The following is a 24946-nucleotide window of genomic DNA, read 5'->3' as shown; positions in this document are numbered from 1 at the left end:
GCCCAGCGAATGGCGATCCGAGAACGTCCTCTTTCCCCGCATCTCCAGGTGTACCGCTGGCAGATACAAATGGTCACCTCGATCCTGCATCGAGCGACCGGCATCATTCTGTCAGGAGGCGCGTTGGTGATTGCCGCCGCTTTGCTGGTGTTGATGCTCGGCCAGGACCACTGGACCTGCCTCACGCAGCAGCTTGGCGCCTGGTATGGCCAGCTTTTCCTGTTCGGCTGGACATGGGCATTTGCCTACCATCTGTCCAACGGCATCCGCCATATCGTGCAGGACTTCGGGTATGGCTACAGCATTCCCGCCTTCGTGCGTAGCGGCTGGGCCTCGGTGCTGGTCAGCCTGCTGATCACCGCTGCGATCTGGGCCTATGTATTGATTGGAGCTGGCGCATGAACCGTTACCGCACCCCGCTGAAAAATGTGCGTGGTCTGGGCGCGGCCAAGACCGGCACCGAGCATTTCGTTCTGCAGCGACTGACCGCCACCGCGCTGGTGGTGTTGTCGATCTGGTTCCTGGTCTTCGTGCTGAGCCTGCTCGGTTCGGACTACCCGACCGCCGTTGCGGCTGTGTCCAAACCCTGGAACGCGATCTTGCTGGTCGGCTTCCTGGTGGCGATGTTCTGGCATGCGCAGATCGGTCTGCAGGTCGTGCTCGAGGACTACATCCACAACTCGTTGCTGGCGCTGGCGTTGCAGACCACGGTCAAGTTCGTCGCCGCGCTCGGTGCGATCGTCAGCATTTTCGCAGTGGCGCGCATCGCGCTGGGCGGTGCCTGAGTCATCGGGCACCCAGAACAGGAATCCAGATTAGATGTCCGCTTATAAGATTACGGAACACAAGTACGACATGGTCGTGGTGGGCGCCGGCGGCGCCGGCCTACGCGCCACGTTCGGCCTGGCCCAGAAGGGCCTGCAGACGGTCTGCCTGACCAAGGTCTTCCCGACCCGGTCGCATACCGTCGCAGCGCAGGGCGGTATTTCAGCCGCGCTCGGCAACATGGGCGAAGACGACTGGCGCTACCACTTCTACGACACCATCAAGGGCTCCGATTGGCTGGGCGACCAGGACGCGATCGAGTACATGTGTCGCGAGGCGATCCCGGCCATCATCGAACTCGAACATTACGGCGTGCCGTTCTCTCGTACCGAAGAGGGCAAGATCTATCAGCGCCCGTTCGGTGGCATGACCACCAAGTACGGCGAAGGCCCGTCTGCACAGCGCACCTGCGCGGCGGCCGACCGTACCGGTCACGCCATGTTGCACACGCTGTATCAGCAGTCGCTGGCGCATAACGCGCGTTTCATGATCGAGTACTTTGCGCTCGATCTGATCTTCGACGAAGAAGGCGTCTGCCGCGGCGTGCTTGCGCTGGACATGGCGGACGGCACCTTGCATCTGTTCCGTGCCCACGGCGTGGTGCTTGCCACCGGCGGCTATGGCCGTGCCTACTTCAGCGCTACCTCCGCCCACACCTGTACCGGTGACGGCGGCGGCCTGGTGATGCGTGCCGGCCTGCCGGTGCAGGACATGGAGTTCGTGCAGTTCCATCCCACCGGCATCTACGGTGCGGGCTGCCTGATCACCGAGGGTGTGCGTGGCGAAGGCGGCATCCTGCGCAACAGCAACGGCGAGCGCTTCATGGAGCGCTACGCACCGCATTACAAGGATCTGGCATCGCGCGATGTGGTTTCGCGCTCGATGACCGTGGAGATCCGCGAAGGCCGTGGCGTGGGCGAGCACAAGGATCACATCCTGCTCGACCTGACCCACCTCGGCCCGGAAGTCATCAACGAAAAGCTGCCCGGCATCGCCGAAAGCGCTCACATCTTTGCCGGTGTGGACGTGACCAAGCAGCCGATTCCGGTGTTGCCGACCGTGCACTACAACATGGGCGGCATTCCGACCAATTTTTACGGCGAAGTCGTGCGCAAGCAGGGCGACGACCCGGATGCGGTGGTGCCTGGCCTGTACGCGATCGGCGAAGCCGCCTGCGTGTCGGTGCACGGTGCCAACCGGTTGGGTTCCAACTCGCTGCTGGATCTGGTGGTGTTCGGCCGTGCGGTGGCAAACCGCTGCGCCGAGACGGTCAAGCCCAACCAGCCGCACAAGACGTTGCCGTCGGATGCCTGCGACAAGGCGCTCGGCCTGCTGGACAAGTTGCGCTACGCCAACGGCTCCACGCCGACCTCGGTGATCCGCGACAACATGCAGCGCACCATGCAGTCCGATGCTGCGGTGTTCCGCACCAGCAAGACGCTGAAGGAAGGCGTGGACAAGATGGCCGAGATCTTCGCCACCTTCGAAGACGTCAAGGTCTCCGACCGCTCGCTGGTCTGGAACTCGGATCTGATCGAGACCTACGAGTTGAACAACCTGCTGCTCAATGCGGTGGCGACGATCAATTCGGCCGAGCAGCGCAAGGAAAGCCGTGGCGCGCATTCGCACGAAGACTTCCCGGACCGCGACGACGTCAACTGGCAGAAGCACACGCTGGTCACTGTCGACGACAAGGGCAAGTGCGAGTTCGAATATCGCCCGGTGCACATGTACACGCTGAGTCAGGACGTGGATGTCGTCCCGCCGAAGCCGCGCGTCTACTGATCGATGCGCATGCAACGCTCTCTCGCTGCATTGAGGCCAGTCGCCGGGTTGTCCTGGCGCAGCGGCAATCGCTTGCAGCGGTCGGGGCGTTTCATCACGCAGGGGCAGGGCCGGCAATACGCCGGTCGCTGCACCGCCGCTTCGGTGGCGGGATCCATCGTCTTTACCTTCATGCGCACGGTGCGGCTGTCGTTCGCACCGCGCATCGCCTGAGCCAACGAGAGCAGCTATGGCAGAGTTCACCCTCCCCAAGAATTCAAAGATCGGCAAGGGCAAGCATTACCCTGCGCAGGGCGCCAAGAACACGCGCACCTTCAAGGTCTACCGCTGGGATCCGGATGGCGACGCCAACCCGCGGACCGACAGCTACGAGATCGATCTCGACAAGTGCGGCCCGATGGTGTTGGACGCGCTGATCAAGATCAAGAACGAGATCGACCCGACACTGGCGTTTCGTCGCTCTTGCCGCGAAGGCATCTGCGGTTCATGCGCGATGAACATCGACGGCACCAACACGCTGGCCTGTACCAAGGCGATCGATGCCTGCGGCAAGGCCGAAGTGCCGATCTATCCGCTGCCGCACATGAGCGTGATCAAGGATCTGGTGCCGGATCTGACGCATTTCTACGCGCAGTACGCGTCGATCAAGCCGTGGATCCGTACCCAGACGCCGCCGCCGCCGGATCGCGAGCGCCTGCAGTCGCCGGAAGATCGCCGCAAGCTCGATGGGTTGTACGAATGCATCCTGTGCGCCTGCTGCTCGACCAGCTGCCCAAGCTACTGGTGGAATGGCGAGCGTTATCTGGGCCCGGCGATCCTGCTGCAGGCGTACCGCTGGATCATCGATTCGCGCGATGAAGACACCGGCGCGCGTCTGGACGATCTGGAAGATCCGTTCAAGCTGTATCGCTGCCACACCATCATGAACTGCGCGCGGACCTGTCCGAAGGGACTGAACCCGGCGCTGGCGATTGCCGAAATCAAGAAGTTGATGATGGCGCGCCGCGCCTGATCGCAAGGCAATGAGGCCCCGCCTTGGCGGGGAGGTGGTTCACAGCGGCACCGGCCCTTGGTCTGGTGCCGCTGTCGTTTTCGGCGCCGCGTCAGGCGAGGAGAGTGAGATGGACGAAGAAACCCTGCTGAAAAAACTGCGCTGGCGCTGCCGGCGCGGTATGCGCGAGCTCGATCAGTTGTTCGGGCGCTACCTGGATCAACGCTGGGCGCAGGCGTCCGAGTCCGAGCGCGCGGTTTTCCTACAGCTGCTGGATTGCGAAGACGATAAGTTGTGGCGCTGGTTCATGGGATACGAGGCCTGCCCCGATGCCGACAACGCCGCACTCATTGCCGATATCCGCGCCTTGCCAGCTTGAATGGCGGCCTTCGCGCGGGCTGGTTTGCGCATTGAGCGTGTTGAACGCGCTGGCGCTGTGGGCGGTCTGGCGTAGCGGGGTGCCCGCGTGGCTGGCGGCGGTGTTGTCTGCCTACGCGCTGTTGGCCGGTGGGCGATCGTTGCGCGTGCTGTTGCGTTCGCCAGTGCGGCAAGTGGTTGTGCCCTGGAGCGAAACGCCCGCCAGCGTTGACGGCGCGCAGGTGCAAAGCCTGCAGGTCGCATGGCGTGGGCCGATTGCGGTGGTGTCGTGGACGCGTCTGGATGCACGCCGCGAGCGCCTGCATTTCTGGCCCGATACGTTGCCGGCAGCGCAACGACGTGAACTGCGTCTGGCCGCTCAGGCGCACGCCATTTCGTCCGGGCCGCCGCAAGTGGCACCATGGCGTCCCTTTCCTGGTTGAACCGCATGTTCAAACCTATCCCGGTTGCCATCGGCTTGCGCTATCTGCGTGCCAAACGGCGCAATGGCTTCATCTCGTTTATCTCGATGGCATCGATCCTGGGCATCGCCCTGGGGGTGACGGTGCTGATCACCACGCTGGCCGTGATGAGCGGTTTCCAGAAGGAAATCCGCGATCGCCTGTTGCAGATGGCCGCGCATGCAACGGTCAGTGCGGACGGCGCGCCGATGCGCGACTGGCAGCATGCGGTCGAGGTCGCCACTGCTGACCCGCGTATCGCCGGTGCCGCGCCTTACATCGAGACCGAATCGTTGCTGCAGGGCCCGCGCAAGCAGCCGGCGATCGTGCGCGGCATCATTCCTGCCGAAGAAGGCAAGGTCTCGGTGCTGGCCAAGAAGATGCAGCAGGGCTCGGTGGATAGTCTGACCCCGGGCTCCTACAACATCGTCATCGGCAAGGAGCTGGCGATCTGGCTGGGCGTGGATGTCGGCGACAGCATCGTGGTGTTGCTCAGCGATACCCAGGCCACGCCGCTGGGGGCGATGCCGCGGCTCAAGCGCTTCACCGTCAGCGGGATTTTCGAGGCCGGCTACAACGAGATCGACCGCGGTCTGGCGGTGGTCAACATGCAGGACCTGGCGCGCGTGCTACGCATGGATGGGGTCACCGGCGTGCGGCTGCGGCTGCACGACATGGATCAGGCCTGGACGGTGGCGCGTGATCTTGCGATCAAGTTGCATGGTCCGTACCGGGTTAGCGACTGGACCCAGGAAAACGCCAATCTCTACCACTCGTTGAAGATGGAAAAGACCGTGATGGGCATCCTGCTGTCGCTGATCGTGGCGATGGGCGCGTTCAACCTGGTGTCTTCGCAGGTGATGCTGGTGACCGACAAACAGGCCGATATCGCGATCCTGCGCACGCTGGGCCTGTCGCCTGCGGGCGTGATGCAGGTGTTCATGGTGCAGGGCTCGCTGATCGGCTTCATGGGCACGATCATGGGGGTGATCGGCGGCATCGTGCTGACGCTCAATCTCGAGCGCATCCTCGGTGTGATCGAGACGATCTTCAGCGTCAAGTTGTTGCCGGAGGACGTGTATTACATCACCGGCCTGCCGACCGATATGCAGACCCAGGACGTTGTGGTGATCACTGTAGTGGCGTTGGTGATGAGCTTCCTGGCGACCTTGTATCCGGCATGGCGCGCCTCGCGTACGCAGCCGGCGGAGGCGCTGCGTTATGAATGAGATCAGGGATTCGGGATTCGGGATTCGGGAATCGGTCGTGCAAAAGCCAAACCAAGCAGAGGCAGTGATTCGGGCCGAGGGTCTGGCCAAGACCTACGCCGAAGGCAAGATGCGTACGCCGGTATTCGACGGATTGGATCTCACCGTGGCGACCGGCGAAACCGTCGCCATTGTCGGAGCCTCCGGTGCGGGCAAGAGCACGCTGCTGCATCTGCTTGGTGGGTTGGATATTCCGACCTCGGGCGAGGTGTATGTGGCCGGTCGGCGCATGTCTGCACTGTCCGATGGCGAGCGCGGCAAGCTGCGCAATCAGGCGTTGGGCTTCGTGTACCAGTTCCATCATCTGCTGCCGGAATTCACTGCGTTGGAAAACGTGATGATGCCGGTGTTGCTGTCAGGCAAAGAGGTGTCGGTGGCCAGGGCGCAGGCATTGCAGTTGCTGGAATCGGTCGGGCTGGGGCATCGCATCGAGCACAAGCCCAGCGAGTTGTCCGGCGGCGAGCGTCAGCGTGCTGCCGTGGCACGTGCGCTGGTGAACAAGCCGGGCTGCGTGCTGGGCGATGAGCCCACCGGCAACCTGGACGACAACACTGCGGAGACCGTGTTCGAGCTGATGCTGGAACTCAATCGTGCCCAGCGCACCAGTCTGGTCCTGGTGACGCATGATCGCAGCCTGGCGCGTCGTCTGGATCGCGTGCTGGAGCTGCATCAGGGCAAGCTGCGCGAGTTGGCGCCGTCTGCGGTGTAAGCAACGCCCAGCCGTCGGAATTTCTGGCGGCTGAGTCTTGTTGAAATCCGGATTTCAGTTTGAAATTCCTGATTTCGGTTGCCGATGCATCGGCCGGATGGTGCGGCAACACGCTTGCTCACGCTGTGGTGCCCGCAAGCGCTATCGAATCAAACTGGTGCTTTGCCAACACGCGGTCGCCGCCACGAATGTGACGGCGACCTTGCGCATCAGGGAATGATGCGCTGCGCACGCAATCGCGTGAACAGCTCCAGGAACGAGGCGCGGCTGTCGTAGAAGTCCAGAAAGCCCAGCTCGCGGCTCTTGGTCATCTCGTTGACGCACTCGATCTCGCGGCCCAGGTCGGCATCGGTATGCCACCACGATGCCAGTCGGTTGACGTCGGCCTCCACCAGATCATGCTGCTTGGCGATCTCTGCCCACACGGCGGGCGCCGTCTCGCTCAAGCGTGCTTCCAGCGGCACCGGCGTTTCGGGGCAGGGGAGCGCTTCGAGCCCGAAGAAGTCGGCAATCTGGCCCCACATCCAGCGCCAGCGGAACACATCGCCGTTGACGGTATTGAAGGCCTGATTGCGTGCTGCCGGGCTCAGGCCGGCCCAGGCCAGCTGCCTGCCAAGCAGGCCTGCGTCGGTGAGGTCGGTGAGGCTGTTCCACTGCGCCTGCGAGCCGGGGAACACGAACGGCTGACCGGTGTGCTTGCACAGCGACGCGTACACCGCCAGCGTCACGCCCATGTTCATCGCATTGCTGCCATTAGCCATGCCGATCATGGTGTGCGAGCGATGCACACTCCAGCCGAAGCCGTGTTGCTCGGCGTTCGCGAACAACAGATCTTCCAGCGTGTAGTAGAAATTCTCGCCAGGCTGGCGCGGCTCGCTTTCGCGAAACGGGGTTTCGGCCTTGCCGCTGCCGTAGTTCTCGAACGCACCCAGATAGTGCTTGGTACCGGTGACCAGCGCCATGTGCTGCAGCGGCGCATCGCTCAACGCCTCGCACAGATGCCGCATCATCGCGCCGTTGGCTTCGACGTTTTCGCGCTCGGTGTCGCGGCGGGTCCAGGTGCAGAAGAACACGTGGGTGATCGGCAGGCCGCGCAGCGCGTTGGCGGTACTCTCGGCATCCAGCAGATCGGCTGCCACCGGAATCACGCCGTCCTGGGCAAGCGGGCGCCGCGCCAGGCCGTAGACGGTCCAACCGTCGGCGACCAGCACGTTGGCGAGGTTGTAACCGGAAATGCCGGTCACGCCGACAATCAATGCAATGCCTTTACGCATGGGGGAGCTCCTCGAAGACAGCGCTGAACATAGCGCTGCGGCCATGAAATCGAGGCGAATGCATGGCGGAATGATGCGTGTGTCACGTGCACAGCCGTCTTCCTACCCGTCAATGCGCCGATCGCCGCTGTGGTCCAGCTGTGCGATCAATTAGCTTGAATCGGTGGATGGACCACAGACGGGATAGCGGCCTGCAACATGGATGTATCGACACCAGTGCCGTCGGCGCCGAGCGCAGGATCGGCGGTCGCCGCTGCAGCGGCGTTGCTGCTGGGCGTGGTGGTGTGCGCCTGGTGGCCTGCGGTGTTGCCGCGTGCGGTCTACGCGACTTTTGCGTGTGCAGGTGGGCTGGGTATCGGTTTGACCCTGTGGCTGCGGCCGCAACGGAGCTCGTTGTTGCTGGCGACGGCAACGGCACTGTGCGGCTTCGGTCTGATGGGCTGGCAAGTCACCAGCACCTTGCAGGCGCAGCTGCTCCCACAACACGAAGCGCGCGAGCTGGCTGTGCGCGGCCAGATCGTTGGACTGCCGGTGGCCGAGCAGCGACGCACGCGCTTTCAGCTGCGGGTGGATGACGACCACACACAACCCGCATCGCTGCGCGGCAAGCTGTTGCAGTTGGCCTGGTACGACGACTTCGGTGCCGACCACATCGGTCCACGCGCAGCACTGCGCGCGGGTGCAGGTTGGCAATTGCGCCTCAAGCTGCGGGCGCCGCGTGGCCTGCGCAATCCCGGTGGGTTCGATGCCGAACGTCAGGCACTGGCGCAGCGCATTGCCGCGACCGGTTACGTGCGCGTCCCTGCTGCCGCAAGGCAAATCGCGGCACCGCGTGGCGTGGATGCCTGGCGCGACCGCATGTCGCAGCGGATTGCCGAGCACGTGCCCGGGCCTTCAGCGCCTTATCTGCGCGCACTCGCGCTAGGCGACACACGCGGGCTGGACGATGCGGCCTGGGCGACGCTGCGTGCGACCGGGCTCAGCCATCTGATCGCAATCTCCGGATTCCATGTCGGATTGGTCGCCGCGTTCTTCGCGATGCTGGTTGCCGGACTCTGGCGAGTGTGGCCCGCCCTGGGAACGCGCCTTCCACGCCTCCACGCCGCGGCCATCGCGGCATTACTCGCCGCCGCTGCGTACGCAGTGCTGGCAGGATTGGCGCTGCCCACCGTGCGCACGGTGTTGATGATTGCTGTGGTTGCGCTGGCGCGGGTTGTGCGCCGCCGTGCCACGACCGCGCAGATCCTTGCGCTCGCCTTGCTGGCTGTCGTGCTGTGGGACCCGCTGAGCGTCCTGGTCGCCGGCTTCTGGCTCAGCTTCGCGGGGGTTGCCTGGTTGGTGTGGTGCCTGCCGTCCGGAGATCGCGCCATCCTGCGCGGCTTTTTGTCGGCGCAGACCGTCGCCACCGTCGGCCTGCTGCCGCTGACGGTCAGCCTGTTTGGGCAGGCGTCGTTGGTCGGGCCATTCGCGAATCTTGTTGCGATCCCATGGTGGACCTTTGTGGTGGTGCCGCTCGCCTTGCTGGGCACTGCGCTCGAAGCGCTCCGTCCAGGCGCGGGCGTGTGGGCATGGCGATTGGCCGGCTGGTGTTTCGAGCTGACCTGGCCGGGTTTCGTCTGGCTTGGGCAGACCTCGGTGGCGTTGTGGTGGGTGCCCGAATCCGATGCGATAGCGCTGGTGTTGGCCTTGCTCGGTGCGTTCTGGCTGTTACTGCCGCGCGGTACGCCCGGCAAGTCACTGGCCTTGCTGTTGTGGTTGCCACTGCTCTGGCCGGACCGCGAACTGCCTGCAGCCGGCGAGGCGGATGTGCAGGTGCTGGACGTGGGGCAGGGCCTGGCGGTGCTGGTGCGCACGCAACGGCATGCGCTGTTGTTCGATACCGGCCCTGCAGTGCGCGATGGCTTCGACGCCGGCGAGCGGGTGGTGCTGCCGGCATTGCGTGCGCTCGGCCTGCGCCGCCTGGATGCCATCGTGCTCAGTCATGCCGATGCCGATCATGCCGGCGGCTATGCAGCAGTGCGTGCGGGATTGCCTGTTGCCATGACGGCTGCCCCGCCGGATGCACCGCTGGACGTCAGCACGCGCTGCCATGCCGGCCAACAGTGGGAATGGGACGGCGTGCGCTTTCGCTTCCTGCATCCGAGTGCCGGTTTTCCGTATCTGCGCAATCAGTCCAGCTGCGTGCTGCGGGTGGAGACGCGGTATGCAAGCGCGCTGATGCCGGGCGACATCGGCGAGATCGTCGAACGTCGATTGATGCATGGGCATCTGTCCGAGCTACGCGCCGATCTGGTGATCGTTCCGCACCATGGCAGCGCCGACGGCTCGCATGCCGGGTTCATTGCCGCGACCGGCGCGCGGCTGGCACTGGTGTCCTCCGGGCACGGCAACCGCTTCGGCCACCCGCGTGCGGAGGTGGTGCAACGCTGGCAGGGCAGTGGCGCCGAGCTGCTCGACACCGCACAGGCCGGCGCGATCCGGGTCTGGCTGGGCGCCGACGGCCTGCAGGTCCGCGAGCGACGGCGCTGGCAGGCGCGGCTGTGGGATGCTGCAGAACGGCGGCGGTCGGCTGCTATCCTATCGGCCAGCGAATAGGCGGCCGCGTTGCCGGAGGAATCGAATCGTGTTGGAGCTGGTCAAGGCGGGCGGTTGGCCGATGGTGCCGTTGCTGTTGCTGGGCGTGATCGCCCTGGCGATCGTGCTGGAGCGTCTGTGGAGCCTGCGCCGCAACGAGGTGACTCCGCCAGGTCTGGGCGAAGAGGTCCGCAACTGGGCCGCGCGTGGCAAGCTGGATCCCGGCCATATCGAGTCGCTGCGTCGCAATTCGCCGCTGGGCGCCTTGCTCGCCGCCGCGCTGGACGTGCGTGGCCGCCCGCGCGAGTTGATCCGCGAACGTATCGAAGACACCGGCCGACATGTGGTGCACCGCATGGAGCGCTATCTGAATGCCTTGGGCACGATTGCCTCGGCCGGGCCGTTGCTGGGTCTGCTGGGGACTGTGGTCGGCATGATCCAGATGTTCATGGGCATCCTCGATCACGGCGTTGGCGATGTGAACCAACTGGCTGGCGGCATCGGCAAGGCGTTGGTGTGCACGGCCACCGGCATGATCATTGCGGTGCCCGCATTGATGGCGCATCGCTTCTTCAAGGGCCGCATCGCCGGCTACATCATCGAGATGGAGCAGGAAGCCACGTTGTTGCTGGATACGATGGATGGCCGTGCGATGCCGGTCGCTGCGGCGCCGGTTGCGGCGGGTACCAAGCCCGTCATGGCAAAGGGCTGACGGATGCGCATCGGCAGTGACCGAAGCCAGGACGAGCCGCATATCGACCTGGTGCCATTGATTGACGTCATTCTTGTCCTCATCATCTTCTTCGTGGTGACCACGACTTTCGACGCACGCTCAACGCTGCAATTGCAGCTGCCGACTGCCAGCGACCAACACACCAGTGCGCCGCCACGTGCGTTGAGCGTGTTGGTCAATGCCGACGGGCGTTACTTCATCAACGACCAGGAAGTGCTGCGCTCGGATGTGGATTCGCTCAAGCAGACCATCGCGCAGATCGCCGGCGATGACCGTGAGCAGACGGTGCTGATGCGCGCCGATGCGCGTACGCCGTATCAAGCGGTGGTGACTGCGCAGGATGCGTTGGGGCAACTGGGCTTTCGCCGTATCGCGATCGCCACTGCGCCCCAAGCCGGCACTTCTGCTGCGACCGGCGCTGCCGGCAACACACGCAATAACGGAACCCGCCAGTGACTCCTTCCAACGACCGCCCGGCGCCAGCATCGTCCTGGCGCACGTATCGTCGCCTGCTGGCCTTCGCCAAGCCGTACCGTCTGTTGCTGATCGCTGCGCTGATTGCCGCGCTGGTCGAAGCGGCGGGCACCACCGGCTTTCTGGCGTTGATGAAGCCGATCACCGACGAAACCTTCATCTACAAGAACGCCGAAGTCAGTCGCTGGCTGCCGGTGCAGATCATCCTGTTGTTCGTGGTGCGCGGCATTGCCGGTTACATCACCGATATGGCGATGGGCAAGTCCGCGCGCAGCATCGCGCGCGATCTGCGTGTCAAGGTGATGTCCAAGTATCTGCGCCTGCCGGGATCGCGGTTCGATTCCGAGCCGGTGCCGTCGATGCTGATACGCCTGGGTTCGGACTCGGATCAAGTGGCGCAGGCGGCGGTGGATGCGGTCAAGGTGATGATCCAGCAGTCGTTGCAGGTGATTGGTGCGTTGGCGCTGATGCTGTGGCATAGCTGGCAGGTCACGCTGACCATCCTGGTGCTGGCACCGGTGCTGGCCTGGGTGATGGACAAGGTGGCGCGACGCTATCGCCGCATCAGCCACAGCATCCAGGAGAGCGGCGCGCATCTGTTGCAGGCGGCCGACCAGACCTTGTCCAGCCATCAGGAGGTCAAGATCTACGGCGCGCAACAGACCGAAATGGAGCGCTACGGCGCGCTGGCCGACCGCAATCTGCGGCTGGCGATGAAGGTCGAATCCACGCGTGGCATTTCCACGGCCACCGTGCAGATGATCGGCGCGATCGGTCTGTCGGCGCTGTTGTTCGTGGCCGGTGCGCAGGCACTGGCGGGGCGGCTGACCGCAGGCGACTTCGTGGTGCTGATGACCTCGATGCTGACGATTATTCCTGGCCTCAAGCAGCTCACCAATGTGCAGAACATGGTGCAGCGCGGCCTGGCGTCGGCCGAGCGCCTGTTCTCGGTGCTCGACAGCCCCGACGAGCCGGACCAAGGCGCGATCCCGCTCAAGCGCGCGAAGGGCTTGATCGAATTCCGCGATGTCACTGCGCGCTATCCGGGTCAGGTGAATCCGGCGTTGGCGGGGGTGAGTTTCGTTGCGCAGCCGGGCACGGTGACGGCGATTGTCGGGCGCTCGGGCAGCGGTAAATCCAGCCTGATCAAGCTGATTCCGCGCTTCTACGAGGCCGAGGCCGGGCAGATCCTGCTCGACGGTCATCCAGTGCAGGCGTACTCGCTGGCCGATCTGCGCCGGCAGATCGCGCTGGTCGGCCAACAGGTGATGTTGTTCGACGGCAGCATCGCCGACAACGTGGCCTATGGCGAAATGCGCAGCGCAGATGCGAGCCAGTTGGAGCGCGCGATTCTGGGTGCCAATGCGATGGAGTTCGTCGCGCAGTTGCCGGACGGTTTGCAATCGCACGTGGGCACCAAGGGCGGGCGTCTGTCCGGCGGGCAGCGCCAGCGTCTGGCGATCGCGCGCGCGATGCTCAAGGACGCGCCGATCCTGATTCTGGACGAAGCCACCGCCGCGCTGGACAACGAATCCGAACGGCTGGTGCAGGACGCCTTGCACAAGCTGATGCCGGACCGCACCACGCTGGTGATCGCGCACCGCCTGTCCACGATCGAACATGCCGATCAGGTACTGGTGATGGATCAAGGCCGCATCGTCGAGCGCGGTACGCACAGTGAATTGCTGGCGCAGGGCGGGCTGTATTCGCACCTGCACGGCATGCAGTTCCGCGAACGGCAGGCATGAGCAAGCGCGGCGCCCGCACGCCGGGCTATTGGTACGACAATGCGCCGATTCCGCTATCGGCGCGCATGCTCGCGCCGGTCTATGGGGCTGCCATCGCGCTGCGACGCGCGCTTTATCGCCGCGGCTGGCGCAAGCGCCACGGCGTGCCGGTGCCGGTGATCGTGGTGGGCAATGTCACTGCCGGCGGCACCGGCAAGACGCCGCTGACGATCGCCTTGGTGACCAAATTGCAGGAAGCCGGCTGGACGCCGGGTGTTGCCAGTCGTGGCTATGGCCGTGACGAATCGGGCACGGCGCGTTGGGTCGAAGCGGACACGCCTGTAGCGCTCGGCGGTGACGAGCCGGTATTGATCTCCTGGAAAACCGGTGCGCGGGTGCGCGTGGATGGCGATCGTCTGGCCGCGGCACGCGCACTCGTCGAGGCAGGCTGCGACATCGTCGTTTGCGACGATGGGCTGCAGCACTACCGGCTTGCGCGCGATGTGGAAATCGAAGTGGTCGATGGTCAGCGCCGCTACGGCAACGGGCGCCTGCTGCCTGCCGGGCCGCTGCGCGAACCTGCAGCGCGTGCGCGCGATTGCGATTTCCGTGTGGTCAATCTGGGGCAGGGCAGCGCTGCGGCGACACCGCAGACACCTGAAGACGCCGGTTTTGGCGAGTGGCAGATGCGCCTGAGCATCGACAGCGTGCAACCGATGGATGGCAAGCGTGTGCAGCCATTGAGCATGCTCGCCGGGCAACGCGTGCACGCGGTGGCCGGGATCGCGCATCCGGAACGCTTCTTTGCGATGCTGCGCGCGCGCGGCATTGGCGTGGTGCCGCATGCCTTCCCCGATCATCACGTGTATCGCGCTGCGGATTTCAGTTTCGGCAGCCGCTTGCCGGTGCTGATGACCGAAAAGGACGCAGTGAAGTGCAGGCCGTTTGCCGACGAGTGGCTGTACAGCGTGCCGCTCAAGGCGGAGCTGCCGGCCGCGTTCTGGGTGAGTCTGCTGGATCGTCTGGACAAGTTGGCGAGTCGGCAGGGTGTGTGAGTGTGGTTTTTCCGGCAATGGTGATCTGCTGCTTGGCTGCGGGGTCCTTGCCCGCCCACCGTCGCGGGACTCGCCGCAAGTACATCCATGTAGGCTCTTACGCGGCATCCATGCCGCGTAAGGTCCCGCGACGGTGGGCGGGCAAGGACCAGTCGAGATGGTCGGTGTGCATGTGCGAGCAGTGTGTGCAGCGGCGTCCTAGCGAGGTAGCGCATCGCTGCTCCTACTGAATACCGTTATTTCGCTCAATCGCATAGATGCATCATGCGATTCGGTTATCTCGTTTCTCCAATTTTTCCTGCATCCCAGAGCGCGCACGCATGACCACCACAACGCCTGCAGATTTCGTCGTCGCCATCCCCGCGCGCTATGCCTCCACGCGCTTGCCAGGCAAGCCACTGCAATTGATCGGCGATCGCCCGATGATCCAGCACGTGGCCGAGCGGGCGCTGCTCGCAGGTGCGCGCGAGGTCTGGGTGGCCACCGACGATGCGCGGATTGCCGAGGCGATCGAAGGCCTGGCCGGCGTGCATGTGGCGATGACCGGCAGCGAGCATATGTCCGGGACCGACCGGCTTGCCGAATGCGCACGGATCGCCGGCTGGGATGCCGAGACCTGTGTGGTCAATCTGCAGGGTGACGAACCGTTTGCGCCTGCTGCCGGTATCCGTGCGGTGGCCGAGCTGCTGCTGCACTCCGGCGCTGAAATGGCCACGCTTGCCGCGCAGGTGGATGGCGCGCACGAGCTGTTCGATCCGAATGTGGTCAAGCTGGTGCACACGGCGCGCGGTGATGCGCTTTACTTCAGCCGCGCGCCGATTCCCTGGCATCGCGACAGCTTCGCCAATCAGCGCGAGACCTTGCCCGATGCCGGTCAGTGGCTGCGCCATATCGGTATCTACGCGTACAGCGCCGGATTTCTGCAGCGTTTTGCGGCAATGCCGCCCGGCATGCTGGAGCGTATCGAGTCGCTGGAACAATTGCGCGTGATGGAAGCCGGCTACCGCATCGCGGTGGCGTTGACGCCGGAACAGTTTCCGCCCGGCATCGATACGCCGGACGATCTGGCGCGTGCGCAGACGCGGGTGGCGTCGGTATGAATGTCTTGATCGTGTGTCTGGGCAACATCTGCCGCTCGCCGATGGGCGAGGGCGCCTTGCGTGCGCGGCTGGACCAGGCGCGGTTGTCGCGGCGGATCGAGGTCGATTCGGCCGGCACCGGCGACTGGCATGCCGGCGAGCCACCCGACCCGCGCGCCATTCGCTGCGCACGCGGTCATGGCGTGGATATTTCCGGATTGCGCGCCCGTCAGGTGCGTGCAGCGGACTTCGAACACTTCGATTGGGTGCTGTGTGCCGACAACAGCAATCTGCGCGATCTGCAGCGGCTTGCCCCGGCGCCGCTGCGCGACAAGGTCGCACTCTGGCTGCCGTGGGCGGGCGTTGCAGAGCGCGACGAGATCCCCGACCCCTACACTGGCGGCATGGACGATTTCGAGCGTGCCTGGCAGCTGGTCGACACCGCTGCAAGCCAGACCGTGGCCAGGCTCACCCGCAGCTAATCGGGCTTGGGCATAATTAGCGGATGACTGCCCAGCTCACCCAGGAACTGCCGGAATTCCCTACCTGGCTCAACGCCAGGCCATCCACCTTGCAGGAGCATCGTGGACGCGCGCTGGTGCTGGCGTTCGTCAATGCCAGCTCCGTGTGGTGCGCCGAGCGCCTGGCCGAGCTGGCCCATTGGCAGGCGCGCAGCCCCGGGCGGCTGCAGGTGATCGTGGTGCAGGTGCCGCGTTTCGATAGCGAGCGCTTGCCGCAACGCTCGCTCAAGCAACTGCGCGGGCATGGTGTGAGTGCGCCGATCCTGCTCGACAAGGACTGGGAAACCTGGCGCCGCTTCGGTATCGAATCCTGGCCCACGCTGGTGCTGCTCGATGCTTACGGCCGCGAGCGCCAGCGCCTGGTCGGCGTGACCGGCGATCTGGACAAGGCATTGGTGGCGCTGTGCGAAGGCCAGCAACCGCCGTCGGACATCGACCTGCATGGCGTGGCCGAACGCGAAGCCGAACCGCGCCTGGAACTGCAATTTCCGACCGGCCTGGCCGCCACCGAAGACCGCCTGTATATCGCCGACACCGGCCATCACCGTGTGCTCGAATGCACGCATGGCGGGCGCGTGCTGCGCCAGTTCGGTCATGGCAATGCCGATCTGATCGACGGTGGCGTCGGCGAGGCTGCGTTTCGACGTCCGCAAGGCCTGGCGCTGGAGCGCGACCAGCTCTATGTCGCCGACACCGGCAATCACGCCCTGCGCCGCATCAACCTGCGCAGCGGGCAGGTCGACACCTTGTGCGGCACCGGTCGCTCCGGCGAGCCGGTCGAAGGCCCGCTGGCGTCCTCCAGCGCATCTGCGCTGAATTATCCGCAAGGTCTGGCCATCGTCGACAACCAGGTATTGATCGCCATGGCTGGCGACAACCGCATCTGGAGCTATCACCTGGGCAGCGCCGCGTTGACCGCGCGCGCAGGCACCGGCTCGCTGGAAATCCGCGATGGCAGCGGCCATCTGGCCGCGTTCGCGCAACCGGCCGGATTGGCCGCGGTGCAGCAGGTGGCCTACGTCTGCGACGGGTTGGGTTCGTCGATCCGCACCATGCAATTGCGCGGCGATCTGGTGCAGACCCTGGTCGGCGGGCAGGGCACATGGCTGTTCGGCGACCAGGACGGCCCACGCGGCACCGCGCGCCTGCAGTTTCCGCAAGCGATTGCCCTGGCCGCCGATTCGCCGCTGCTGTGGATCGCCGACACCGGCAACGGTCGCCTGCGTTGCCTGCGTCTGGGCGGTGGCGAATTGACCACGGTCGAGCTGCCGCGCCGCCTGCATGGCCCGGCCGGGCTGGCGGTTGCCGCAGGTGCGGTCTGGATTGCCGAGACCGATGCCCATGCCGTCTTGCGTTACGACCTTGCAAGCGGCGAACTGAGCGATGTTTCGATAGCAGAATGAGCGCAAGGCCCCAAGCTGATTTCGATGGAAAGGCGTTTGCTGCCCAACTGAGCACCGCGCCCGGCGTCTACCGCATGTATGCGGGCGACGACACGCTGCTGTACGTGGGCAAGGCCGGCGCGCTGCGCAAGCGCGTGGGCAGCTATTTCAACGGCACGCCGAAGAATGCGCGGCTGACTTCGATGCTGTCGCAGGTGGCGCGCATGGACGTCACCGTGACCCGCAGCGAAGCCGAGGCGCTGCTGCTGGAAAACCAGCTGATCAAGTCGCTGTCGCCGCGCTACAACGTCTCGCTACGCGACGACAAGAGTTACCCGTATGTATTGCTGACGCGCGAAGACTGGCCGCGCATCGCGCTGCACCGTGGCCCGCGCGCGGTGCAGGGGCGCTATTTCGGCCCGTACACCGGCGTGACTGGCGTGCGCGAAACCTTGAGCCTGATGCACAAGCTGTTCAAGCTGCGCAGCTGCGAAGACAGCGTCTTTCGCAATCGCTCGCGGCCGTGTCTGCAATATCAGATCGGCCGCTGCAGCGCGCCGTGCGTGGACCTGGTCGCCGCGCCCGACTACGCAGAGTCGGTACGCCGCGCCACGATGTTCCTGGAAGGCAAGAGCGACCAGCTTGGCGAAGAGATCATGCAGTCGATGCAGCAGGCCAGCGAAGCGCTGGAGTTCGAGCGCGCCGCGCGTCTGCGCGATCTGCTGTCCTCGCTGCGCAGCATGCAGAACCGCCAGTACGTGGACGGCCGCGCGGCCGACCTGGATGTGCTGGCCTGCGCCACGCAAGCCAGCCAGGCCTGTGTGCTGCTGTTGAGTTTTCGCGACGGCCGCAACCTGGGCACGCGTTCGTTCTTTCCCAAGACCAATGGCGAAGACAGCGCCGACGAAATCCTGGGTGCGTTCGTGTCGCAGTACTACGCCGAACATTCGCCGCCGCGCGAGATCCTGCTCGATCGCGAAATCCCCGATGCCGAGTTGATCGAAGCCGCGCTCAGCAGCGCGGCCGAGTACAAGGTGACGCTGAAGTGGAACGTGCGCGGCGAGCGTGCCGGCTATCTGCTGCTGGCCACGCGCAACGCACAGCTGACCCTGGTCACCGAACTCACCAGCCAGAGCGCGCAGCACGCACGCAGCGAAGCACTGCGCGAAATGCTGGGGCTTGCCGAGCAGGTCAAGCGGGTGGAGTGTTTCGATATCAGTCACACCATGGGCGAGGCGACGGTGGCCTCGTGCGTGGTGTTCGATGCCAGCGGCCCGGTGCGCGGTCAATACCGGCGCTTCAACATTTCCGGGATCACGCCGGGCGACGACTACGCCGCGATGCGCCAGGCCATCGAGCGGCGCTTTCGGCGCGCAGTGGAAGAAAACGGTGTGCTGCCGGATGTGTTGCTGATCGACGGCGGCGCCGGTCAGCTGGCGCAGGCAAAGGGCGCGCTGGCCGATCTGGGCATCGAGAACGTGCTGCTGGTCGGCGTGGCCAAGGGCGAGGAGCGCAGGGCAGGGCATGAAGCACTGGTCATGGCCGACGGCCGCGAACTGCGCCCGGGCGCGGCATCGCCGGCGCTGCAGTTCATCCAGCAGGTGCGCGACGAAGCGCATCGCTTTGCGATCACCGGTCACCGCGGCCGCCGCCAGAAGGCGCGCATGACCAGCAAGCTGGAGGATATCCCCGGAATCGGCCCGCGCCGTCGGGCCAGTCTGCTCAAGCATTTTGGCGGTCTGGTCGGGCTCAAGGCCGCCGGCGAGGCCGAGATTGCGCGCGTGGAAGGGGTCAATGCCGCACTCGCCGCGCGAATCTACGCTAACCTGCATGGGCTGGCGCTCCCCGATGCGGCAGGCGAGTCGAGTCCGTAATGAAGTTGACCATCCCCACGTGGCTGACACTGCTGAGGATCTTGATGATCCCGGTGTTGGTCGTGGTGTTCTACCTGCCGTACACGTGGACCAATTTTGCGTCTGCCGGCGTGTTCGGGCTGGCGGCCATCACCGACTGGCTGGATGGCTGGGTCGCACGGCGGTATCACCAGTATTCCGCCTTCGGCGCGTTTCTGGACCCGGTGGCCGACAAGCTGATGGTCGCCGTGGCGCTGTTCCTGATCGTGCAAGGCCACCCGACACCGTGGATGGCGTTCTGGGCGGCGGTGATCGTGGGCCGCGAAATCGCCGTCTCTGCGCTGCGCGAGTGGATGGCCGAGATCGGCCAGCGCGCCAAGGTGCGCGTGGCGGCGATTGGCAAGATCAAGACTACCGCGCAGATGGTTGCGTTGTTGTGCCTGCTGTATTCGGTCACGCCGGGGCAGATGCCCACGCACGAAATCTGGTTCGGCAACCTGATCTTCCGCGCCGGTTACTGGACGCTGGCGATCGCCGCGCTGCTGACATTGTGGTCCGGTTTTCAGTACCTGCAGGCCGCATGGCCAAGCCTGCGCGCTGACGAAAAAGCCGCAATCACCAGCAAGCCAAAAAAAGTCGAAGGCAATGGTTGACAGCCCTGCTGTTCGCTGTAGAATCTCGCCTCCCAAGCGGGAATAGCTCAGTTGGTAGAGCGCAACCTTGCCAAGGTTGAGGTCGCGAGTTCGAGTCTCGTTTCCCGCTCCAGGTTTTGATGTTTGGACTTCTGCTGAAGTCCATCGCGGTTCGATCACACAGTGGGTTTTGCCTGTGGCGCATCGCGCTAAGCCAGATAAATTCTCTTTCAAGCGACGCGTTTCATTACACCGATCGGGACTGAAAATCCGACTGCTGGTGTCGTGCGATTGTCGACGTCGACGTCGATACCTTGATCTCTCTGCGTTGACACGCTGGCTTGCTGCACACTTGGAAGAACGTTCCGCGCTGCGCTATCTGTGATTTAAACGGTGGAGTAGGTGGAGTCGCGAGACAAGATGATCGTTGCGCGCAGCGCGCAGCGAACAACACCAGGTGATGCATGCACGAAATGTTCTGGGTGGTGGCGATCGGTGCGGTGGTGGCAGGCTTCGTGCAAGGTTTGTCGGGTTTTGCCTTCAGCTTGGTCGCGATGTCGTTTTGGGCCTGGGCGTTGGAGCCGCGCGTTGCCGCAACGCTCGCCGTGTTTGGCGCATTGACCGGACAATTGCTGGCCGTGGCATCGGTGCGGCGCGGTTTTGACTGGCGCGCACTGTTGCCATTCGTGCTGGGTGGACTTGTGGGTATCCCGCTGGGCGTGGTCTTGCTGCCGCGGATCGATATGGACATGTTCAAGACAATCCTGGGCACGCTGCTGATGCTGTGGTGTCCCACGATGCTGATGGCCAGGCGTCTACCTCGCATTGGTAAAGGCGGCCGCGTAGCTGATGGTGTGGTGGGGCTGGCCGGTGGCGTCATGGGCGGCCTAGGCGGCTTCACCGGCGCTCTGCCTACGCTATGGTGCACGCTGCGCGGCTACGAGAAGGACCGGCAGCGCGGCGTGATCCAGAACTTCAATCTGTCGATGCTGCTGGTCACCATGGCCACTTACCTGGGTACCGGCATGGTCACGCGTGACATGCTGCCACTGTTCGCCATCGTGGCGCCTGCGATGCTCGTACCGACCCTGCTTGGCGCTCGACTGTATGTTGGCCTGAGTGAGGCAAGGTTCCGGCAGATCGTGCTGGGGTTGCTCACGGTTTCTGGTGTGGCAATGTTGCTGTCGTCTTTGCCGCGCTTGCTGCAAAGAGGTTTTTGAGACAGTGCGAGGGCGCGGCAATGGTCGCGACTAACGCACTCGTTTGAGGCTGGCAGCGTTTTGCGCTTTATTGATGCATGCCGCACGCTTTAACGCGCGGCATCGATCCGGGATTGCGTGGCAGCATATCCAGTGTATGATATACATAAATATGTATATCTTTTGGGGTGTCGACATGCAAGTCGCCAAATGGGGCAATAGCCTGGCAGTGCGCCTTCCCGCGAGCGTGGTCGAGGCATTGGAACTGCGGGAAGGCGACGACATCGAGATCGTTGTGGACGAACCTCGTCTGTTCGCGGTGCGCAAGAAGCCCGGCTCTGAAGCGTTGTTGGAGCGATTACGTGCGTTCCGCGGGAAGCTGCCGGCAGACTTCAAGTTCGACCGGGAACAGGCCAATGGCCGCGGGTAAAGCCAAGTTCTTTCTCGACAGCAACGTAGTGCTCTACTTGCTGTCGCAAGATGCTGCGAAAGCAGATGCGGCAGAGAGCCTGCTTCAGCTGCGTCCCGTTATCAGTGTGCAGGTACTCAATGAGGTCACTCATGTGTGCGTGCGCAAGTTCAAGATGGGATGGGATGAAGTCGGGCAGTTTCTTGCGCTGGTGCGTGAGTTCTGCAAAATCGTACCGCTGACGGTCAACGTGCACGATCGGGCACGCCAGTTGGCCGAGCGGTACCAGTTGTCTTTCTACGATGCCTGCATCGTCGCTGCAGCTGCCATTGAGGGTTGCCAGACGCTGTACACCGAAGACATGCACCACGGCCTTGTCATCGATGACCGTCTTTCTATCCAGAATCCGTTTCAGGACTGATCCACCACTGCAGCAATTTTCAGCGGCCTTGTTGTCACACACAGGTCGCACGCGTTGCCTAGCATTTCGGTAACCGAGCGCGACTGGCGTCGGTTTGTGCTGGTGCGTGCCGATGCTTGTTTGGCAGGGCATGCAATGGTGCATTTGCCCATCGCGGTACCTGCCTGTGGGGACCACCGACCCATGAACGAAGCCGACCTGAGCGAGTTGCTTTCGACCTTGTCCAGTCTGCCGGACGAACTGCAGCGCGTGCGAGCAGCAGCGCCTGCGCTGGCGCCGCAGTTGGATGGGGTGGACGCATTGCTGGAGCGCAGCCTGGTGCAGACACGGGCTGCGTTGGTGCAGGAAGGGACGTCGCCTGCGTTGGCCTACGATCTGATGGCAGATCTGCACAAGAGCAGTCGCCTTGCGGATAATCCGTTCGGCGATCGCGCGCATTTCATCATCGGCAATCGCCGCTCCGGCACCACGTTGCTGGCGTATCTGGTCAATGCCAGCGAGACGATCTGCAGCCTGCCGGAAAACATGTTGTGCGGGGAGCTGGCCAAGTGCGACAGCTTGCTGCGCCTCGGCAGCATGGTGCTGCCGCATCTGGGCATGCCGCAGAGCGGGTTATATCCGCGCTTGGGGCGCATGATCGATGAGTTGCATTACGAGTACGCGCAGCGCTTCGGGCGGCAGCGCTGGATCGCCAAGGAATTGTTTTCGTCCAGCCGGCTCGATGTGATCGATGCGATGTTCGATTTTCGCGGCAAGTTTCTGTTTCTGCATCGTCATGGGTTGGATGTGGCGCTGTCTTGCTTTCAGCGCTTCGTACGTCGCGATGGTTTGCCGGGCAATCCGCGTTCCGGCTTGTATCTGATGCAGTATCTCGACGAGTGGGTCGCCACCAACGAAGCGGCGCTGGATTTTGCCGAACGTGCGGGCGATCGCTGCTTGCAACTGGGTTATGACGAACTTTCGCGTACGCCAGAAGTGGTCGGGGCGCGCGTGTTCGAATTTCTTGGCGAGCCATGGTCTGAGCAGGTGCTGCCGCGCATGGCGCAACAACGCATCCGGCCGTTTATGGGCGACAACCTGACCGCGCAGCGCGGGCTTGCGATCGATGCTGGCGCGCGTGTACCGAGTTGGCATGCGTGGCCGCCGGAACTGCTGCGTAGCCTGGGGCGGCGGGCGAATCCAATGCTGGAACGCTTGGGTTACGCGCCGCTATAGATGCTGTCGAGCTGTCTGCCCGGCGATTTGCGCCAGTCGCATAAGGCGGGCTTGGATGACCTGGTCTCACGCATCCATGGCAATGCTGTCTGGCGCATTGAGCGCGATGCCTGACTGACGTAGCCGCGCCATGCTGTAAGCGCTGACGAAACCGCCATCGCGCATGGCGTAGTCGCGCAGTTCGCCTTCCACCTCGAAGCCATGACGCTGGTACAGCGCCACTGCTGCGGTGTTATCCGCATAGACGGTGAGTTCGAGCCGGTGCAGTTGCATCCAGCGGTCGGCGACGTCGAGCAATGCGCTCAGCAGGCGCGTACCGACACCACGGCCATGCCAGTCCGGCCGGACCGCCAGCGCGATGCCGCCGACATGCGCGCGACGTACCCGTGCCTGGCTGCCGAGGCTGCCGACACCGACGACTTCCGCGCCGTGCAACGCAACCAGGGCCAATTGCCGCTCGTCTTCGTGCAGCAATTGCCGGCGCCATTGCTCGACCCCGCGATACGGCAGCTCCAGCAACTGTCGCGCCACCTCGGGGGCGTTGTAAAGCGCACACACGCCGTCGGCATGCGACTCGCGTGCACGTTCGATCTGGATGTCGTGCTGCATCGATGCGGGCTCGTTGGCACTGTGAAGTGCAGATGCTCGCGTAGACTCATGATGCTGCGATGACCGGAACGCGACACGCGACACCTGCCGAACTGTCACGGGCCGCCGCTAGCCTGTGCGGATGAGTGCGATTGCATGTGTCGACGATGTCCAGGCCGTGGCGCAGCGCCGTTTGCCGCGCATGTTCTACGATTACGTTGCCGCCGGCAGCTGGAGCCAGACCACGCGGCAGGCCAATCGCTGCGATCTGGATGCGTTGCGGCTGCGCCAGCGCGTTGCCATCGATGTGGCCCGGCGCAGTACCGCCAGCACGCTGCTGGGCGTGCCGGTAGCGATGCCATTGGCATTGGCGCCGGCCGGCTTGGCCGGCCTGTTGTATCCGGATGGCGAGGTGCTGGCCGCACGCGCGGCCGAGGCATTCGGGGTGCCGTTTGTGCTGTCGACGATGAGCATCTGTTCGCTGGAACAGGTCTGCGCCAGCGTGCAGACGCCATGCTGGTTTCAGCTCTATCTGATGCGCGACCGCGGATTCTCTGCCGCGTTGATCGCGCGCGCACAAGCGGCCGGCTGCGGCGCGTTGATGCTGACGCTGGATGTGCCGTTCATGGGGCAGCGGCATGCCGATCTGCGCAATGGGTTGAGCGTGCCGCCGCGTTTGAGCCTGGCGACGCTGCGCGATTTCGCGACGCATCCGCGTTGGTGTCTGCGCATGCTCGGCAGCCGTCAGCACGGCTTCGGCAATCTTGCCGGGCAGGTGGGTGGCCAGCGTGATCTGGCGTCGCTGGCAGCATGGACCGCCAGTCAGTTCGAGGCCGCGTTGACCTGGGACGATGTGGCCTGGGTGCGGGCGCGCTGGCATGGCCCGCTGATCGTCAAGGGCATCCTGGATGTGGACGATGCGCGGCAGGCAGTCGCTGCAGGCGCGGACGCGCTGGTGGTGAGCAATCACGGCGGGCGCCAACTCGATGGGGCGGCGTCCAGCATCCGCATGCTGCCGGCAATCGTCGCTGCGGTCGGTGGCGATGTGGAAATCCATCTGGATAGCGGTATCCGCTGCGGCCAGGACGTGCTGAAGGCGCTGGCGCTTGGCGCGCGCGGCGCTTACATCGGGCGTGCCTGGCTGTATGGGCTGGCCGCATCGGGCCAGGCCGGTGTGACCGAGGTGCTGTGGCTGATCCAACGCGAGCTGGAGCTGAGCATGGGGCTGTGCGGCAGGCCGCAGATTGCGGATATCGACGCCAGCGTGCTGCTTCCTCGGAGTGGCTAACCAGCGTAGCGAGCAACACTCAGGTGGGGGCGTGGATGGCGCGGAGGAAGCGAGTGTACGCGTGGTACATGCCCATTCCGAGCATCGGCCGCGCCCGCCTGCGGCTGCTCGCTACGCGTCGTTAGC

At 64.3% G+C, this 24946-nt stretch carries 25 protein-coding genes, 1 tRNA gene, 1 other RNA gene and 1 pseudogene; 25 read left to right on the top strand and 3 right to left on the bottom strand.

All coding sequences use genetic code 11. The features are described from left to right. Positions 1 to 9: 9 nt before the first annotated feature. From sdhC to lolD, 9 genes are all read left to right on the top strand, one after another. Positions 10 to 402, top strand: a complete 393-nt coding sequence (gene sdhC / locus NYR97_RS20200; protein WP_205394632.1) for a succinate dehydrogenase, cytochrome b556 subunit — start codon at positions 10 to 12, stop codon at positions 400 to 402. Next, on the top strand, positions 399 to 785 hold the full coding sequence (gene sdhD / locus NYR97_RS20195; RefSeq protein ID WP_023904094.1) for a succinate dehydrogenase, hydrophobic membrane anchor protein: 387 nt from the start codon (positions 399 to 401) through the stop codon (positions 783 to 785). Before sdhC ends, sdhD begins: the two co-directional genes overlap by 4 nt. A gap of 34 nt (positions 786 to 819) precedes the next feature. After that, positions 820 to 2610 carry a succinate dehydrogenase flavoprotein subunit gene (gene sdhA / locus NYR97_RS20190; protein ID WP_023904093.1) on the top strand — a complete coding sequence of 597 codons (1791 nt, stop codon included), beginning with the start codon at positions 820 to 822 and terminating at the stop codon, positions 2608 to 2610. 9 nt (positions 2611 to 2619) lie between these two features. Then, positions 2620 to 2823: a hypothetical protein gene (locus NYR97_RS20185; RefSeq protein WP_425613011.1), complete on the top strand. Its 204-nt coding sequence runs from the start codon at positions 2620 to 2622 to the stop codon at positions 2821 to 2823. Between the two features lie 16 nt (positions 2824 to 2839). Then, on the top strand, positions 2840 to 3622 hold the full coding sequence (locus tag NYR97_RS20180) for a succinate dehydrogenase iron-sulfur subunit (RefSeq protein ID WP_006449601.1): 783 nt from the start codon (positions 2840 to 2842) through the stop codon (positions 3620 to 3622). A 109-nt stretch (positions 3623 to 3731) separates the two neighbouring features. Beyond that, complete coding sequence (locus tag NYR97_RS20175) at positions 3732 to 3980, top strand: FAD assembly factor SdhE (RefSeq protein WP_104592354.1); 249 nt, start codon at positions 3732 to 3734, stop codon at positions 3978 to 3980. Beyond that, positions 3931 to 4401, top strand: coding sequence for a YgfX family protein (locus tag NYR97_RS20170; RefSeq protein ID WP_316695447.1), 471 nt, complete (start codon positions 3931 to 3933; stop codon positions 4399 to 4401). The genes NYR97_RS20175 and NYR97_RS20170 overlap by 50 nt, the downstream gene beginning before the upstream one ends. 5 nt (positions 4402 to 4406) lie before the next feature. Beyond that, positions 4407 to 5648 carry a lipoprotein-releasing ABC transporter permease subunit gene (locus NYR97_RS20165; protein WP_115040090.1) on the top strand — a complete coding sequence of 414 codons (1242 nt, stop codon included), beginning with the start codon at positions 4407 to 4409 and terminating at the stop codon, positions 5646 to 5648. 37 nt (positions 5649 to 5685) lie between these two features. Next, on the top strand, positions 5686 to 6396 hold the full coding sequence (gene lolD / locus NYR97_RS20160; protein ID WP_486684775.1) for a lipoprotein-releasing ABC transporter ATP-binding protein LolD: 711 nt from the start codon (positions 5686 to 5688) through the stop codon (positions 6394 to 6396). Positions 6397 to 6605: 209 nt separating this feature from the next. On the opposite strand, the gene NYR97_RS20155 is transcribed toward lolD, so the two are convergent. Beyond that, positions 6606 to 7670, bottom strand: a complete 1065-nt coding sequence (locus NYR97_RS20155) for an SDR family oxidoreductase (RefSeq protein WP_316695444.1) — start codon at positions 7668 to 7670, stop codon at positions 6606 to 6608. A 198-nt stretch (positions 7671 to 7868) separates the two neighbouring features. Here NYR97_RS20155 and NYR97_RS20150 point away from each other — a divergent pair. The 15 genes and pseudogenes from NYR97_RS20150 to NYR97_RS20080 form a co-directional block, all read left to right on the top strand. Beyond that, positions 7869 to 10400, top strand: a pseudogene (locus NYR97_RS20150) (DNA internalization-related competence protein ComEC/Rec2); the annotation flags it as partial. Next, positions 10294 to 10956, top strand: coding sequence for a MotA/TolQ/ExbB proton channel family protein (locus NYR97_RS20145; protein ID WP_023904085.1), 663 nt, complete (start codon positions 10294 to 10296; stop codon positions 10954 to 10956). The pseudogene NYR97_RS20150 and the gene NYR97_RS20145, both read left to right, overlap by 107 nt. A gap of 3 nt (positions 10957 to 10959) precedes the next feature. After that, the gene (locus NYR97_RS20140) at positions 10960 to 11433 is read left to right on the top strand and encodes an ExbD/TolR family protein (protein ID WP_316695443.1); all 474 of its coding nucleotides are present in this window, start codon (positions 10960 to 10962) and stop codon (positions 11431 to 11433) included. Continuing rightward, complete coding sequence (gene msbA / locus NYR97_RS20135) at positions 11430 to 13199, top strand: lipid A export permease/ATP-binding protein MsbA (RefSeq protein WP_316695441.1); 1770 nt, start codon at positions 11430 to 11432, stop codon at positions 13197 to 13199. The genes NYR97_RS20140 and msbA overlap by 4 nt, the downstream gene beginning before the upstream one ends. Then, a complete protein-coding gene (gene lpxK / locus NYR97_RS20130) occupies positions 13196 to 14233 on the top strand; it encodes a tetraacyldisaccharide 4'-kinase (RefSeq protein WP_316695439.1) in 1038 nt (345 codons plus the stop codon). The genes msbA and lpxK overlap by 4 nt, the downstream gene beginning before the upstream one ends. Positions 14234 to 14553: 320 nt before the next feature. Continuing rightward, positions 14554 to 15333, top strand: a complete 780-nt coding sequence (gene kdsB, locus NYR97_RS20125) for a 3-deoxy-manno-octulosonate cytidylyltransferase (RefSeq protein ID WP_316695437.1) — start codon at positions 14554 to 14556, stop codon at positions 15331 to 15333. After that, entirely contained in the window at positions 15330 to 15794 is a 465-nt protein-coding gene (locus NYR97_RS20120) for a low molecular weight protein-tyrosine-phosphatase (RefSeq protein WP_205394641.1), read from the top strand. The genes kdsB and NYR97_RS20120 overlap by 4 nt, the downstream gene beginning before the upstream one ends. A gap of 23 nt (positions 15795 to 15817) precedes the next feature. After that, a complete protein-coding gene (locus tag NYR97_RS20115) occupies positions 15818 to 17236 on the top strand; it encodes a hypothetical protein (RefSeq protein WP_316695435.1) in 1419 nt (472 codons plus the stop codon). Continuing rightward, positions 17233 to 19089 (top strand): excinuclease ABC subunit UvrC, encoded by a 1857-nt coding sequence (uvrC, locus tag NYR97_RS20110; protein WP_023904079.1) that lies wholly within the window; start codon positions 17233 to 17235, stop codon positions 19087 to 19089. Before NYR97_RS20115 ends, uvrC begins: the two co-directional genes overlap by 4 nt. Beyond that, entirely contained in the window at positions 19089 to 19721 is a 633-nt protein-coding gene (gene pgsA, locus NYR97_RS20105) for a CDP-diacylglycerol--glycerol-3-phosphate 3-phosphatidyltransferase (protein ID WP_176339972.1), read from the top strand. The genes uvrC and pgsA overlap by 1 nt, the downstream gene beginning before the upstream one ends. A gap of 36 nt (positions 19722 to 19757) precedes the next feature. Continuing rightward, a tRNA-Gly gene (locus tag NYR97_RS20100) sits at positions 19758 to 19833 on the top strand. 340 nt (positions 19834 to 20173) lie between these two features. Further along, a complete protein-coding gene (locus NYR97_RS20095) occupies positions 20174 to 20920 on the top strand; it encodes a sulfite exporter TauE/SafE family protein (protein WP_425613010.1) in 747 nt (248 codons plus the stop codon). Positions 20921 to 21095: 175 nt separating this feature from the next. Continuing rightward, the gene (locus NYR97_RS20090; RefSeq protein ID WP_205394831.1) at positions 21096 to 21329 is read left to right on the top strand and encodes an AbrB/MazE/SpoVT family DNA-binding domain-containing protein; all 234 of its coding nucleotides are present in this window, start codon (positions 21096 to 21098) and stop codon (positions 21327 to 21329) included. Continuing rightward, entirely contained in the window at positions 21316 to 21729 is a 414-nt protein-coding gene (locus tag NYR97_RS20085; protein ID WP_210763382.1) for a PIN domain-containing protein, read from the top strand. The genes NYR97_RS20090 and NYR97_RS20085 overlap by 14 nt, the downstream gene beginning before the upstream one ends. A gap of 183 nt (positions 21730 to 21912) precedes the next feature. Then, on the top strand, positions 21913 to 22944 hold the full coding sequence (locus tag NYR97_RS20080; protein WP_316695429.1) for a sulfotransferase family protein: 1032 nt from the start codon (positions 21913 to 21915) through the stop codon (positions 22942 to 22944). A gap of 66 nt (positions 22945 to 23010) precedes the next feature. Here NYR97_RS20080 and NYR97_RS20075 read toward each other — a convergent pair whose 3' ends face one another. Continuing rightward, a complete protein-coding gene (locus tag NYR97_RS20075; protein WP_316695428.1) occupies positions 23011 to 23553 on the bottom strand; it encodes a GNAT family N-acetyltransferase in 543 nt (180 codons plus the stop codon). 121 nt (positions 23554 to 23674) lie between these two features. On the opposite strand from NYR97_RS20075, the gene NYR97_RS20070 reads away from it, so the two are divergent. Further along, positions 23675 to 24820 carry an alpha-hydroxy acid oxidase gene (locus tag NYR97_RS20070; RefSeq protein ID WP_316695427.1) on the top strand — a complete coding sequence of 382 codons (1146 nt, stop codon included), beginning with the start codon at positions 23675 to 23677 and terminating at the stop codon, positions 24818 to 24820. Here the strand turns inward: NYR97_RS20070 and NYR97_RS20065 are convergent. Further along, positions 24815 to 24890: non-coding RNA, sX9 sRNA (locus NYR97_RS20065), on the bottom strand. The two genes, NYR97_RS20070 and NYR97_RS20065, sit on opposite strands and share 6 nt — an antisense overlap. Positions 24891 to 24946: the final 56 nt, after the last annotated feature.

Source organism: Xanthomonas hydrangeae (genome assembly GCF_032697525.1).
In the GTDB taxonomy this organism is placed as follows: domain Bacteria; phylum Pseudomonadota; class Gammaproteobacteria; order Xanthomonadales; family Xanthomonadaceae; genus Xanthomonas; species Xanthomonas hydrangeae.
The sequence above is the reverse complement of the archived record's forward strand: the minus strand, read 5'-3'. Positions and strand labels throughout refer to the sequence as shown.